The 13,673-nt window shown below is 65.2% G+C and carries 11 protein-coding genes; 3 read left to right on the forward strand and 8 right to left on the reverse strand.

Features of this window, described 5'->3' with window-relative positions; translation table 11 throughout:
- Positions 1-83: 83 nt before the first annotated feature.
- The 3 genes from AAC645_RS16420 to AAC645_RS16430 are packed head-to-tail and all read right to left on the reverse strand — an operon-like array spanning position 84 to position 2,183.
- Complete coding sequence (locus tag AAC645_RS16420; protein WP_340317580.1) at positions 84-1,289, reverse strand: diaminopimelate decarboxylase; 1,206 nt, start codon at positions 1,287-1,289, stop codon at positions 84-86.
- A complete protein-coding gene (locus tag AAC645_RS16425) occupies positions 1,279-1,743 on the reverse strand; it encodes an SET domain-containing protein-lysine N-methyltransferase (RefSeq protein ID WP_340317581.1) in 465 nt (154 codons plus the stop codon). Before AAC645_RS16425 ends, AAC645_RS16420 begins: the two co-directional genes overlap by 11 nt.
- Positions 1,744-1,784: 41 nt before the next feature.
- Complete coding sequence (locus AAC645_RS16430) at positions 1,785-2,183, reverse strand: ATP-binding protein (protein WP_340317582.1); 399 nt, start codon at positions 2,181-2,183, stop codon at positions 1,785-1,787.
- Positions 2,184-2,315: 132 nt separating this feature from the next.
- Here AAC645_RS16430 and AAC645_RS16435 point away from each other — a divergent pair, with 132 nt between their 5' ends.
- Positions 2,316-2,651 carry an STAS domain-containing protein gene (locus AAC645_RS16435; protein ID WP_340317584.1) on the forward strand — a complete coding sequence of 112 codons (336 nt, stop codon included), beginning with the start codon at positions 2,316-2,318 and terminating at the stop codon, positions 2,649-2,651.
- On the opposite strand, the gene AAC645_RS16440 is transcribed toward AAC645_RS16435, so the two are convergent.
- From AAC645_RS16440 to AAC645_RS16455, 4 genes are read right to left on the reverse strand one after another with little or no spacing between them, the layout of a single operon-like run.
- Complete coding sequence (locus tag AAC645_RS16440; protein ID WP_340317586.1) at positions 2,643-3,863, reverse strand: hypothetical protein; 1,221 nt, start codon at positions 3,861-3,863, stop codon at positions 2,643-2,645. The two genes, AAC645_RS16435 and AAC645_RS16440, sit on opposite strands and share 9 nt — an antisense overlap.
- On the reverse strand, positions 3,860-4,225 hold the full coding sequence (locus tag AAC645_RS16445) for a Crp/Fnr family transcriptional regulator (RefSeq protein WP_340317587.1): 366 nt from the start codon (positions 4,223-4,225) through the stop codon (positions 3,860-3,862). Before AAC645_RS16445 ends, AAC645_RS16440 begins: the two co-directional genes overlap by 4 nt.
- Positions 4,222-5,346, reverse strand: coding sequence for a methyl-accepting chemotaxis protein (locus AAC645_RS16450; protein ID WP_340317588.1), 1,125 nt, complete (start codon positions 5,344-5,346; stop codon positions 4,222-4,224). Before AAC645_RS16450 ends, AAC645_RS16445 begins: the two co-directional genes overlap by 4 nt.
- Complete coding sequence (locus tag AAC645_RS16455; protein WP_340317589.1) at positions 5,336-7,741, reverse strand: MFS transporter; 2,406 nt, start codon at positions 7,739-7,741, stop codon at positions 5,336-5,338. The genes AAC645_RS16450 and AAC645_RS16455 overlap by 11 nt, the downstream gene beginning before the upstream one ends.
- A gap of 119 nt (positions 7,742-7,860) precedes the next feature.
- Between AAC645_RS16455 and AAC645_RS16460 the strand changes: the two genes are divergently transcribed.
- On the forward strand, positions 7,861-9,480 hold the full coding sequence (locus AAC645_RS16460; RefSeq protein WP_340317590.1) for a PP2C family protein-serine/threonine phosphatase: 1,620 nt from the start codon (positions 7,861-7,863) through the stop codon (positions 9,478-9,480).
- A gap of 20 nt (positions 9,481-9,500) precedes the next feature.
- On the opposite strand, the gene AAC645_RS16465 is transcribed toward AAC645_RS16460, so the two are convergent.
- The gene (locus AAC645_RS16465) at positions 9,501-10,811 is read right to left on the reverse strand and encodes an Nramp family divalent metal transporter (protein WP_340317591.1); all 1,311 of its coding nucleotides are present in this window, start codon (positions 10,809-10,811) and stop codon (positions 9,501-9,503) included.
- Between the two features lie 488 nt (positions 10,812-11,299).
- Between AAC645_RS16465 and AAC645_RS16470 the strand changes: the two genes are divergently transcribed.
- The gene (locus tag AAC645_RS16470; protein WP_340317624.1) at positions 11,300-13,273 is read left to right on the forward strand and encodes a ribonucleoside-diphosphate reductase subunit alpha; all 1,974 of its coding nucleotides are present in this window, start codon (positions 11,300-11,302) and stop codon (positions 13,271-13,273) included.
- Positions 13,274-13,673 lie beyond the last annotated feature (400 nt).

The following is a 13,673-nucleotide window of genomic DNA, read 5'->3' on the forward strand; positions in this document are numbered from 1 at the left end:
TCCTGAGTAGCCATTGAGTCGAAATGGCGTATCGAAGGCCAAGCTGAAATCGAACCCCAGACCAGCCTCTAAGCCGGTTCAGCCTAGATCATCGCCTCGACGAACTCCCCGCGCATGCAGTGGTTGGAGCTCATTGCCGAACCATAGCCGCCCGCGTTGATCAGCGCGATGCGGTCCTCTTCGACCAGCGGCGGCATCGCATGGTCTTCGATCCACAGGTCGAGCGCCTCGTTGATGTTGCCGGCGATGGTCACCCTCTGCCACTTGCTCTGGTCGGTTTCGCGCAGCCGGCACATGACGGGTTCACAGGGCAGGCCATAATGTGCCGGTTCGGGCGCGAGGTTGAAGCCACCGTCGACCGACACGAAAACTGTGTCGCGCTTGTGCTCGACGCTCGTCACCGACAGCAGCAGCATGCCGGCGTCCTTGACGATATAATCGCCCGGCTCGATCGCGATGGTCAGGCCCCGCCCGCCGAAATGGCGCGCGACGATGGCGGACCAGCGATCGAGATCGAGCCGCGCCTCACCGGCGCGGTGCGGAAGGCCAAGCCCGCCGCCGATATTGACGGTCGTCAGGTCGGGCAGGTCACCGAGGAACGTCGTCGCTACGGCGACGGCGGCGTCCCAGGCATCCAGCTGTTGCGACAGATAACCGCAGCCGACATGGAAATGGATGGTGGTGACGACAAGCCGGTACTGCGCGGTGAGCGCGATAGCCTCGGCCCATTGCTCGCGATAAATGCCGAACTTGGTGGTGCGCGTGCCGGAATAGGTTAGCCGCGCATCGTCGTCATAGCCGGTGCCTAGACCGGGATTGATGCGGATGCCAATGGCGCGGCCCGGTGCGCGTTCGCCGATACGGCGTATCTGGCTGAGAGAATCGCAGTTGATGTGCATCGCTGGCTGGGCGAGCAGCCGGTCGAGATCGCGGTTGGAGATACCGGCGCCGGTATAGCTGATCTGTTCCGCCGCGAATCCGCAGGCTAGGGCGTGATCCATTTCATTGGGCGAGCAGATATCGACGCCGATGTCCTGCCCTGCCGCCAGCATGCGCAGCAGCGGCGCGAAACGGTTGCATTTCATCGCGTAATAGAGGCGATGGTCGCATCCCGATTGCGCCAGTGCCGTGCGAAGCCGAGCGACATTGGCGCGGATGCGGGCGCCGCTGTAGAGGAAGAGCGGGCGATCATGCTGCCGCGCCAGCGCCTCGACATCCTTCCCCGCGAAGATCAGCCTGCCATCGTCATAGCGCAGATCGTCGCGCGCCCACCACCAATCAGCGGTCATTGCGCCTCGCAAGCCATGCGCGGCCCGCGGCATCGGGCTGTTCGCTGCGCCCGGTGATCCAGCCGCGGCACGAAGCAGCCCCGCATTTGCACGCGAACTGGCGGTGAAGCCTGTCCTCGGTGGCGGCATAGTCGATCGTGAGGATATCGCCGGGTGCGATATTCTTCAGCGCAACAAGCGCAAAAGCCGTCATGTCGAGACGGCAATTGGGATCGCAGCCATGACTCAGATAGCCGATATAGCGCGTGTCGCTGAGATGACGGACGGCATCGACCTGAAGGCTGTGCTGACAGATCCGATCACTGACGATGCCCGCGAAAAGATGCAGCGTCTTGCCGGCGCTGAACCCCTTGCGGGCGCGCACGCCAAGCCCGCGACACGCGTCGACGCGTACCACCTCGACCGCTTCATCTTCCTTCTGCCGAGCCGTTGCCCCGTTCGGCGCAGACGTCATTGCTTTCCCCCTCGCAATGGCTCGCATCTACCCTCGAACCGCTAGAAAGTCTTGCGGAATGTCAGCCGGTTCTGGCCGCCGGAATGCGCATATGACACGTCGTCCATCATCTCGCGGACGAGGTGGATGCCGAGCCCACCTATGTCGCGATCTTCGAGGCTGGCGGCCGTATCGGGCTCCGGCCGCGCCAGCGGATCGAAGGCCGGTCCGTCGTCGGCGATGGCAGCGTGAATCGTCCGATCGGCCAATGTGAGGGATATGTCCATGGTGCCGCCGCCATGCATGGCGATGTTGCTCAGGATCTCGTCGAGCGCGATCATCGTCCGCGCACCCTCGGCCATGGGGACGCCCGCTTCCTCCAGCCACGCCTGGATCGCATCGAGCAAGCCCGGCACGGCCGCGCATGTCGCGGGCAAAGTGCGCGCGAACTCAGCGGTCATCGCGCATAGCCCTCCCGCGCCCACTGGCGAATGCCCCCAACGGCGCCACGACAATCCTGTGGTATATCGACACCCACTCCTGATATGCAGCGACGCCGGACAGGCCGGGGCACCATAAGAGATTTTCCATCGATGGACATCAGTGAAAATAGCCGCGACGGCGCACTCGTCATTTCTGCGTCAGGCCGCCTCGACAGCAGCACCGCAGGCGCGCTCGAAGCGGTGCTTCCGGCACGCACGCGCGAGCAAAAGGCGGTGATCCTCGATCTCGCGGAAGTGCCCTATGTCAGCTCTGCCGGGCTGCGCGTGCTTCTGATAGGCGCGAAGGCGGCCAGGGCGGCCGGTAACAAGCTGTTCATCACCGGCCTCTCGCCTGCGGTTCACGAGGTGTTCGACATCAGCGGCTTTTCGAAGATCTTTGCTATCGAGAGCGATGTCGACGCAGCGTTGGCCAAGTCGTCATCCTGAAGCGAGTTCCGCGTCCCGCGAAAGGGAGTGCGCTGGCTTCGCCGTCACGATGACGCCTGCATCAGGGAACAGGATAGCCAGATCGTCCGCGAGCGCGGCCGGGTCCAGGTCGGGGTTGCGCCGCGCATAGGTCGCGGCGGCGCCAGCGTCCTCATGAAGCGCCAGCGGCGGATGTTCGTCGACAGTGCGCCAGTCGACCGACATCAGCTTCTGGACGCCATGGGCGCGTGCCGCGCGCTCTAGCCGTTGTTCGAAGTTGCCGACGGGGCCCGCCGCGACATAGTCGCGCAGCGCGATCGCCGAAGCGAGCGCCTGCGCCGGTGTGCCGGCCACCTCGCCGATCGCGATCCTGCAGCCGCTCGCGTGGGGCTGGACGATATGGAAACACCCCGCAGGCGATCGGTGCGGCGTCCGGACAGCGATGGCGAGGCCGCCGCACAATGTGGAAATATCGGGAAAGTGCCGGGCATGGACGGCGGCGATGCCCGCGTCGAGATCGGCCGGAGCGCTTCGGCCGATCCGCTGCAACTCGCCCGCGACGCTGCTGTCGATCAGGTGAATGGCATCGCCGAGTTCGCGCACTTCCAGGATGCCGAGCCCGTCCTGCGCCAGAACTCCGTCGCGCGCATCGATGATCGCTCGTGTCCGGCGGAACTCGCGGGCGACCCGCCGCGCGACGATCAGCCCCAACAGAATCGCCAGCGCCGCCGATCCGCCGATCAGCGCAATGGATAGGCGCTTGAGATGGAAGGTGCGACGGGCGAGCGGCTCCGCATCGACGTCGGCGACGACCATCGCGCCTCTGCCGACGGGCGCCAGCGCTGTGATCACCCTGTGTCCGTCATCATGCTGCCAGGTGCCGAGCACATGCACAGTCGACGGTACAGCACCGCGATAGGGCACCCTGACAGGCTTGGCGATGAGGTTGAGCGGGGGAGAGCCGGGCCGGATGAGATAGAGCGAATCGAGCCCGACGATGTTGTTGGAGACCTCGCGCAGCGCGAACAGCCGCTCTCCCTGGGCAAGGTCGACGTAGGGATCGGAGGAGGATTTGGCGAAGTCCGCGACGGTCACTGCCGCCGCCTGCGCCTGCCCGCGTAATCCCGCATCCATGTCCTTTGTCTCTTCGCGGTAGAGAAGCAGGCTGTTGACGCCGGCGAGCAGCAGGAACAGCGGCAAGGCCAGCAGGACGATGATGATCCGGACACTCATGGCGTCGCTTCGCCCAGGCCGATCAGGGCCACGATGAACTCCGGAAATTCACGCGCAATGGTGAAGACATAAGGCTTCGGCACCGCCAGCGCAGCGAGCCCGCTGCTGCCCGCGCGATATTCCTGGCGCGCCTCAAGCCCGAAGAGGAGGCCGGGCGCGTCGAATACCGGCGGCGCGGCCGTGCCGCCCGCTCCGACCAGTTCGCCATCGATGCAGCCGAGCAGGACATCGGCCACCTTGCCCGCGGCGAGCACGGTTTGTCCTGGCGCAAAACGCCGAAGGTTCGAACGCGAGATGATGACCTGCAGCGCGTCGGCATCGAGCCTCGCGAATCCGGGCAGCAATTGCAGCGCCTCGATCATGCCGACTCCCCGATAACCAGCGTTCGGCCGCGGGCGAGCCGCGCCATCGCACGCTCGCCCGCGCTCAACCTCAACAGCGGTCCATGCGATTCGATGTCGGCGGCGAGGGCCGGATCGGCGGCGGCTCGATCTGCGAGGTGCGCGGCCGCCGCGCGACGCAGCATCGCGTCGGCGTCGTCGGCGGAGCCCTCGAAGTTCAGTGGTGCGCCCGCCGCCAATATCGCGAGTTCCGCGGCCAGCGCAGCCACGCCCGCCTCCTGGCGGGCCGCGAGCGCCCGGCCGCGGGCTTCGGCGAGGGTGCTCGTCATCGCCGACGTGCTTTCGGCGAGCGCATCGCGCAGGCTGGCGATATCGCTGGGCGCGGCAAAGGCGGCGAGCGGCCGATGGTCGCCGCCCGCAATGCGCAGCGCTTCCTGGCGGAGGCGGTCGAGCGGTTGGGCGATGCTGCGCACGATCAACAGGATGACGAGGGTGCAGGCGAGCAGCGAGGCCATGCCGATGACGACGCTGGTGAACAGCGCGTTCTGCGTCGCGATGCGGATCAGCGACACGTTGACGTCCGCGCCCGCGGTCGCGACGATGCGGCCATTGGCGTCGCGCAAGGGCGCGGCGGCGGTCTTCAGCAGCCCCCATTGTTCCTGATATTCGATCGGAGAGAGATGGATGCTGCCGCGCGTCTGCGCGCGGCGGATCCCGGCGAGGGTTTCCTTCGGCAGGTCGTCTTCCGAACCGATCTGCGAATGCTCATCGCCCTCGGTGCTGTCGAGGACGTAGATGATGTCCTTCTTGCCACCCAGCACCTGCGTATAAAGATAAGTGATGTCCAGCTCGTCGCGGATACGCCGCATCGGCACCACCGCGCGCAGATATTCGGGGCTGCGCTCGGCTGCGTCGTTGTCCGGCTCGGTCCGGGCGATGGCGATCAGGCGGTCATGATCGCGCCCGTCTATCATGGCGGCGGTAAGCGCGCTGGTGGTGATCAGCTTGCGATCGAACCCGTCGAGGATCGTATCGTAGAGCCGGTTGTAGCTCAGCAAGCCAAGGCCGAGCGCGACGACCGCCACCGCCGGCAGGAACACCCGCAGCAGCAGAGTCTGGATGGGGATGCCTTCAGGCCGCATAAGCGCGATCGTCGCTGGCCTTGAGGATTGAGAGCGCCAGATCGGGGTAGCGGCCGGCCAGTTCCAGGACATCGGATTCCGCGAGCCACATCGGCGGCGCTCCGGCTGCATGTATGCACGTAGCCGCGCCGGCCGGCCTGCTGGCCTTGAGATAGGCGGTGAGGCGCGCGTGCACCTCGATCGATGCCGGCGCGAATCGGGGTATCTCCGCAACCGCCTCGATCAGGTCGACCAGCGTATAGGGTCTCGCCCCTTCGAGTTCGAGCAGCGAGCCGATCAGCTGACGCCAGGCCTTGGTTGCGCCAGGACGCAGCATCGCCCGCAACCGCGATCCGAGATCCTCCGCCGGCACCATGTCGCGCAGGGTCTGCGCGGCCCCGGCCGCATCGAGCAGGTTGGGATGGGTGAGGCCTGCCTCAACCATCGCGAGCAGTTCGGCGCGTGAGCTTTTACCCTGTTGCCGCGGTTCGATCAGGCCCTTCAGCAACAGGAAGGTGGAGCGGTCGACGCCGTTTTCGATGGCCTCGATCGCGTTGGCGCGCACCTTCGCATTCTGCGAATGAAGCGAAACCACCAGCAGGTCGAAATCGGGCAGCCGCCCACCCAGTGCCAGCAACTCGAGGGCGAAGTCGGTGGCCTGCCCGATCCGCTCGCGCTGGAGTCGGGCGAGCATGCGCATCGCCCGCGTCTGATCCGGCTGCGCCTCGAGCGCTTCAGCCAATGCGAAGCGCGGCTGGGCGAGATCCAGCTCCTCGCGCACCAGCGCACCCAGCCGTGCTACGAACAGCGGATAGGACAGCCGGGCCAGCGCTCGCCCCGCGAGCGACCGGGCTTGATAATATTGCTTCGGATCGGCCATGACGGCTGCCAGCCGGGGTATGGCGCTCTCCCCCCATTCGATCAGCATATGCCCGATATTGTGTCGTTCGCTGGGGCTGAGCCAGCTGGCCGCGGCCAGAATGTGCGGAACGGCATCGATATCACGCGTTGCGGCGAGCTGGCGGACCGCCTGCTCGCGCGTGCCGCGATCATCGGACTTCAATTGCTGGAGCAGCAGGTCGGCCGGCGGCACTTCACCCTGCATCGGCTCCGCCCGCGCGCCGCGCTTCTGTCCGAAGTCGAGCAGCATCGCCTGCATGTTGCGCGCCATCGCCTGCGGATAGACCTGGCGCAGGACGATCACCACAAGCAGCAGCACGACTCCCAGGATCACGCCGATGCCGGACAGGTCGCGGATATCGGTCCGGGCGGCCGCGAAGAACAGGAAGCCGCCGGCGGCGAAGCTCGCCAATGGCTCGGCCATGCCCTCGACGATGGTGCGTACCGGCCGCTTGGTCGCCGAGGGCACGGCGTTGAACAGCATGTTCTGGTTGTTGTATTCGATCGAGGTGAGGATTCCGTGATAGGCGAAGAAGGCTGCGAGCGCGCCTTCGAACGAGCCGGTCACGAAGAGAAACCCGAACGCCGCGAAATAGGACAGCGGCATGATCAGCGCGACGTTGCGCACGCCGATCCGCCCCACCAGCCGGTTGAACACGAACAGGCATATGATGACGTTGAAGATGTTGGCGATGGCGTAGAGCGTGCCGAGCAGGCTCGCCAGTTCGGCCTCGCTGCGGTTCTGCTGGAACACGCTGGAATATTGGAACTCGGCGAGGTTGGTCATCAGCAGCGTGACGAACAGGACAAGCGTCAGGACCAGCGTGTAGCGCGAGGTGCGGAAGGTGCGCACCACGGCGCCGATCTGGCTGGCGACGCCGTCGTCGCTGTCGGCCAGTTCGCTGTCGGCGATCCGGCTCCATCGCCTGCGCAGGCGCAGTGCGACGGGGAAGGTGACGAGCCCGATCACTGCCCAGCCCAGGAAGAAGTCGCGTAGCGGAACGATCCTGGCCAACTCGCTGACGATCAATGCGCCGCAGGTGGTGCCGAGCGCCGTGGCGGCGGCAAGGAGAGGGAACAGGCGCTTGCCGTCCTGGATATGAAAATAGGCGTCGGTATAGTTCCAGAACAGCGAATAAAGCGCGATATACCACATCGCGAGGTACAGCTTCAGCCCGATATAGACAGGCAGCTGCCACGCCGGCGACAGCTGCAGCCCCAACAGCACGAAGCCGCCGACCCCGCCGAGCACGAGCAGGCCGATGGTCGCGTCGACGACGCGATCGATCGAGAAGCGCACCATCAGATAGGAGAAGAGCGCGGTGTAGAGCAGCATCACGGCCGGCGTGAGCATGAAGATCAGCGCGAGCCGGTCGGCCCCGGCATGGGCGAGGAACGCCGCATCGCCCGCGCTGAAGCCGATGCCCAGACCCATCTGCAGCAGGAAGCCGAGCAGGCCGAACCCGGCGAGCTTGGGCCACTCCCCGGGCGCGACCCGGAGCAGACGGTTGAACATTCCCCCCAATTCGATCCCTCTTCCCGTTAGGACTACCGCTCGCCCCCGCCCGGTGCGATAGTCCCGGCAAGGGCTTAGCTTTCGGGGCGAAAACGGGTGGATGCAAGGGGCAAGATCGCATGAGCGGCGAAGCACGACGGCAATCGCGCCGTTTCGGGCTGCGGCCGCAACTGTTGCTGCTGCTGTTCGCGCTCAATCTGGTGTCGGCGATCGCTTATTCGACGACGCTCTACATGATCGATCGACGCGAGATCATCGCCGGGATCGACGCCAAGCTGTCCACTGCGGTGCACGCGGTGCGCGAGATGATCCCGGAGGGCTATCACCGCCGCGTGACGGGGCCGACATCGATATCGCCGGCGGAGTTCGATGAACTGCAGGCGCGGCTGTCCGGCTTCGCCGACCGCTCCGGTCTGATCTATGTCTACAGCTATATGCGGTTCGGCCCGCACATCTACACGGTCGCGACCAGCGCCACCCCGCGCGAGATCGCGACCGGCAGCCAGACCGGTTATTTCACCCGCTACGACACCGCCCCGGCCAAGCTCTACCAGAGCTTCGCCGACGGGCAGGTGCGCTTCGACGAATATCAGGACAGCTTCGGCCGCTTCCGCTCGATCTACATGCCGATGCGGTCGCGCGACGGGCGCATCCATGTGATCGGCGCCGACGTCGATCTCGGCCTGCTCGACCAGCGGCTGCGCGACTCCCTGATCACCTCGATCCTGGTGGGGGTCGCGATGTTCGCGCTGGCGATGGTGGTGGGCTCGCTGCTGATCAACCGGATCGTCGGCCCGCTGGTCCGGCTCACCTCCTACACGCGCAGCATCGAGGAGCGCAGCTTCCAGTCGAACGAGGCGGAACTGCACGCGATGCATGCGATCGGCGGATCGCGCCGCGACGAGGTGGGCAGCCTGGCCGAGGCGATGTCGGGGATGATCTCTCGGCTGCAGCGCTATCTGATCGAAATGGAGGCGGCGACCGCGGCGCGGGAGCGCGTCGAGGGCGAATTGTCTGCCGCGCGTGACATCCAGATCGGTATGGTGCCGCGGCGCTTCCCGCCCTTTCCCGAGCGGCGGGACATCGACATCTACGCGCTGCTCGAGCCGGCCAAGGAGGTCGGCGGCGATCTCTATAATTATGTGATGATCGACGATAATCGCCTGTTCTTCGTGATCGGCGACGTATCGGGCAAGGGCGTGCCGGCGGCGCTGTTCATGGCGATGACCAGCACCCTGTTCAAGGCGAACGCGCTGTCCGCCACATCGACCTCCGAACTGATGGCCCGGGTCAACGCCGAGCTGTCGCGCGACAACGCCGCCAATCTGTTCGTCACCGCCTTCGCCGGCATCATCGATCTGCGCGACGGCAGAGTCCAGTATAGCGATGCCGGCCATGAGGCGCCCTTCCTGATGCGCGCGGCCGGCGGCGTGACGCGGTTGGCCAAGCCCGAAGGCATGGCGCTGGGCGTGTTCGACGACGCCGAGTTTGCCGACGCCGAAGTGCAGCTCGCGCCCGGCGACGCGCTGATCCTGTTCACCGACGGCGTCTCCGAGGCGACGACGGCGCAGGAGGAGCTGTTCGGCGTGCAGCGGATCGACGAGACGCTGGCGGCCCTGGCGAAGGACCCGTCGGCACGGCGGATCGCCACCGGGCTGGCGGATCGGGTCAACCTGTTCGTCGGAGCGGCGCCGCAGTTCGACGACATAGCGATCTTAGTGGTGCAGTATCGCGGTTAGGCGGCCGCCGGTAGCAGGACCTATTCCGAAAACCAGGTGGCGACCAACGTAACCGTGCAGAGCAAGGTTGCCAGCGTGGTCGCCCATCCCAGCATGTTGGTCCAGCGGCTATTGGTTCTCGCGCCCACGACCTTGCGGCTGTTCGTCAGCATCATCATCAGCAACAGCAGCGGGGGTACCGAGAAGCCCTGGACGATGCCCGACCACACCAGCATCTTCATCGGATTGAAGCCAAGGAAGTTCATCGCCACCGCCAGCACCGTCACCGTGCCGATGACGGCATAGAAGAGCCGGTTCTGATCGGGCTGGTCGTGGAGGCTGCCTTCCCTGCCGATGCCCTGGACCACGTCATAGGCCGCCCCGGTGGTCATGATCGGCACCGCCAGGAAACCGACGCCGACGACACCCGCCGCGAACAGATATTTCGCGCCTTCGCCGGCAAGCGGCTCCAGCGCTGCCGCCGCCTGTGCGGCAGTCTCGATCTCGGTCTGGCCGGCGGGATGCAGGGTAAGCCCGGTCGACATGATGATGAAGTAGAGGATGATGTTCGAGAAGATCATGCCGATCAGCACATCGTTGCTGGTGCGCTTCATCTCGCGCCGGGTCGCCCCCCTGCGCTGCCACAGCCGCGTGCGGCCGATGGCGATCTGTTCCTCTACCTCCTGGTTCGACTGCCATGTGTAGACATAGGCCGACAGCGACGTGCCGATGCACGCGACCACCAGCGAGACGAACTCCGAATTGAGCGCGACCCGCGGCAGCAAGGTCGCGCCCAGGATCTCCAGCGGGTCCGGTCGTGCCATGACGGCGGCGGCGACATAGGCGAAGAGGGTCAATGCCAGCCAGCGAAACACCCGCCGGATCATTGTATAGGACCCGAAATACTGGATGGTGAAGATGATGGCGGCGGCGACCAGCACGATCATCGACACGGGAATCGGTACGAGAAGATTGAGCGCCGCGCCGATGCCGCCCAGGTCGGCCGCCGCCTCGATGATGTTGCCCAGGAAGGCCAGCGTCACCATCGGGTACAGCACCGATCTGGGGAACTGGTCCCTGATGCAGGCGAACAGCCCCTTGCCGTACACCTGGCCGATCTTCGCCGACAGATAGGTGACGACATACATCATCGGCAGCAGGACCGGAGCGATCCACAGGAAGCCGAGGCCGAACCTTGCCCCCGCGCTCGCATAGGTGCCGATGGCGGAGGGATCGTCGTCCGCCGCGCCCGTCACCACGCCCGCGCCGACCAGCTTCATCAGGCCTGCGGGCGGCGGCGGGGCGTGGACTTGCGTGTCCGCCTCTAGCGGCTCGCGGATCGGATCGGTCACGTCTGCGTCTCTTCCTGGCTGGCGAGGCGCTCAACCCTCCGCCGGCGCAGTGGTTCATCGGCAAAGTGATCAACCCCTCTCCCACTTGGGGAGAGGGAGGGGCCCAAGCTGAAGGCTTGGGAGGGTGAGGGCACGCTTCCTCTCTCCAGATGGGAGAGGAATTATTTCGGCCCCGCAAATGCTCGCCCAATCGCCCGTTGCGACGGATCGAGTCGCTGAACCGTCATTTTGACTCTTGCGTCTATATCCAGATGAGGCACTATAGGTGGTGTAAGACAACAGGGGTAACGCTAGTAGTGGTGGCTGACGTCGGGGAGCATGGCTCCGGGCGAATGATCCACAGCGGCGTGTTTAGCTGGGGATAACGCTGAATCGGCGCTGGAATAGCACCGCGGAAGCACTATCTTGGAGGAACGCCCCGAGTCGAACGTATCACGAACATGGCCTTTTGCGGCCGGTTCTATTATAGTGCGCGGGAGACGGGCGTGATGGATCTTTCTGGCAGCAGCGAAGTGGGCTCGAACGACGTGGCGACGATCATCGATTCTCCGTCCAAGGAGCCCAACACGGCCGAGCTGGCGGCGGCACCCGAGGCAGCGGCAGCACCCGAAGCTCCGGCCCCGGCGCCCAAGGCGAAGAAGCCGGGCATCGACAGCATGGAGATCACGCCGCAGCTCTATCCGATCGAGGTCGATCACAGCCGCGACGCGCTGCTCACCGATTTCGGCAAGGATACGCTGACCGATCGCTACCTGCTGCCCGGCGAAAGCTATCAGGACCTGTTCGTGCGCGTCGCCTCGGCCTATGCCGACGATCAGCCGCATGCCCAGCGCATCTACGACTATATCTCGAAGCTGTGGTTCATGCCCTCCACCCCCGTTCTCTCGAACGGCGGCACCGGGCGCGGCCTGCCGATCAGCTGCTATCTCAATTCGGTCGACGACAGCCTCGAAGGCATCGTCAACACCTGGAACGAGAATGTCTGGCTGGCGGCGCGCGGCGGCGGCATCGGCACCTATTGGGGCTCGGTGCGCGGCATCGGCGAGCCGGTCGGCCTCAACGGCAAGACCTCGGGCATCATTCCCTTCGTCCGCGTGATGGACTCGCTGACCCTCGCGATCAGCCAGGGCTCGCTGCGCCGCGGATCGGCCGCGGTCTATCTCGATGTCTCGCATCCCGAGATCGAGGAGTTCCTCGAGATCCGCAAGCCATCCGGCGACTTCAACCGCAAGGCGCTCAACCTGCATCATGGCGTGCTGCTGACCGACGCCTTCATGGAAGCGGTCCGCGACGGCGCCGAGTGGGAGCTGGTCAGCCCGAAGGACGGGTCGAAGCGCGGCTCGGTCGATGCGCGCGCGCTGTTCCAGAAGCTGGTCGAGACCCGGCTGGCGACCGGCGAGCCCTATATCGTGTTCAACGACACGGTGAACCGGGCGATGCCCAAGCATCACCGCGATGTCGGCCTCAAGGTGTCGACCTCGAACCTCTGCTCGGAAATCACCCTGCCGACCGGCCGCGACCAGCATGGCATGGATCGCACCGCGGTCTGCTGCCTCTCGTCGCTCAACCTCGAAACCTGGGACGAGTGGAACGGCGACAAGCGCTTCATCGAGGATGTCATGCGCTTCCTCGACAATGTCCTGCAGGACTATATCGACCGCGCCCCGGACGAGATGGCGCGCGCCAAGTACAGCGCCGGCCGCGAGCGTTCGGTCGGCCTCGGCGTGATGGGCTTCCACACCTTCCTGCAGGCGCGCAACATCCCGTTCGAAGGCGCGATGGCGAAGAGCTGGAACCTCAAGATCTTCAAGCACATCGCCGCCGGTGCGCAGGAAGCCTCGATGCTGCTCGCCTCCGAGCGCGGCCCCTGCCCCGACGCCGCCGACCAGGGCGTGATGGAGCGCTTCAGCTGCAAGATGGCGATCGCGCCGACCGCGTCGATCTCGATCATCTGCGGCGGCACCAGCGCCTGCATCGAGCCGATCCCGGCCAACATCTACACCCACAAGACGCTGTCGGGCAGCTTCTCGATCAGGAATCCCTATCTCGAAAAGCTGCTCACCGAGAAATCGAAGAACAGCGACGCGGTGTGGAACTCGATCCTCGAAAAGGGCGGCTCGGTCCAGCATCTCGACTTCCTGACCCAGGAAGAGAAGGACGTGTACAAGACCAGCTTCGAGATCGACCAGCGCTGGCTGATCGAACTCGCCGCCGATCGCACCCCCTATATCGACCAGGCCCAGTCGCTGAACCTGTTCATCCCGGCCGATGTCGAGAAGTGGGACCTGCTGATGCTCCACTTCCGCGCCTGGGAACTGGGCATCAAGTCGCTCTATTATCTCCGCTCGAAATCGGTCCAGCGCGCCGGATTCGCCGGCGGCGTCGAGGCGGACAACACGCCCGACCTCAAGCAGATCGAGCTTGAGGTGAAGGATTATGACGAGTGCCTGGCCTGCCAGTGACACCCGTCACTGGCGATCCCGTCACTCTGGCCTGCCAGTGAGCTGAACGGTCGCCCTCCTTACTCCGTCATCCCGGACTTGATCCGGGATCCCACTGCCTTTCGCCGGCGCGTAAACGGCCGGGCAAGGAAGAGAAAAAGAGATCCCGGATCGAGTCCGGGATGACGAAAATCCGTATGCGATAGCCTGGTTCGCAGGGAAGGGAAGGCAGAAGCAAAGCCACCCCTTGTGCCCCCATGCCGCAGCGCACCACAACAGCTAGTATAATCCCCGATATTTTTCCGGTGGATAACCCGCGAAATCATTTGGTGAAGAATGCCGTCTGACATAGGATAGCCCCCTGCCCGGCGACGTGGGGACGTTCCCGTGGACAAGGTTGAATGTGGGGGCCGCAGCCCCG

Origin of the sequence: Rhizorhabdus argentea (genome assembly GCF_037861105.1) — a bacterium.
GTDB lineage: Bacteria > Pseudomonadota > Alphaproteobacteria > Sphingomonadales > Sphingomonadaceae > Rhizorhabdus > Rhizorhabdus argentea.

Excerpts from the sequence above, each read along its gene's own strand:
- AAC645_RS16450 (WP_340317588.1), bottom strand. The coding sequence starts at position 5,346 with ATGCGGCCTGAAGGCATCCCCATCCAGACTCTGCTGCTGCGGGTGTTC.
- AAC645_RS16445 (WP_340317587.1), bottom strand. The coding sequence starts at position 4,225 with ATGATCGAGGCGCTGCAATTGCTGCCCGGATTCGCGAGGCTCGATGCC.
- AAC645_RS16425 (WP_340317581.1), bottom strand. The coding sequence starts at position 1,743 with ATGACGTCTGCGCCGAACGGGGCAACGGCTCGGCAGAAGGAAGATGAA.
- AAC645_RS16470 (WP_340317624.1), top strand. The coding sequence starts at position 11,300 with ATGGATCTTTCTGGCAGCAGCGAAGTGGGCTCGAACGACGTGGCGACG.
- AAC645_RS16435 (WP_340317584.1), top strand. The coding sequence starts at position 2,316 with ATGGACATCAGTGAAAATAGCCGCGACGGCGCACTCGTCATTTCTGCG.
- AAC645_RS16455 (WP_340317589.1), bottom strand. The coding sequence starts at position 7,741 with ATGTTCAACCGTCTGCTCCGGGTCGCGCCCGGGGAGTGGCCCAAGCTC.
- AAC645_RS16430 (WP_340317582.1), bottom strand. The coding sequence starts at position 2,183 with ATGACCGCTGAGTTCGCGCGCACTTTGCCCGCGACATGCGCGGCCGTG.
- AAC645_RS16440 (WP_340317586.1), bottom strand. The coding sequence starts at position 3,863 with ATGAGTGTCCGGATCATCATCGTCCTGCTGGCCTTGCCGCTGTTCCTG.
- AAC645_RS16460 (WP_340317590.1), top strand. The coding sequence starts at position 7,861 with ATGAGCGGCGAAGCACGACGGCAATCGCGCCGTTTCGGGCTGCGGCCG.
- AAC645_RS16420 (WP_340317580.1), bottom strand. The coding sequence starts at position 1,289 with ATGACCGCTGATTGGTGGTGGGCGCGCGACGATCTGCGCTATGACGAT.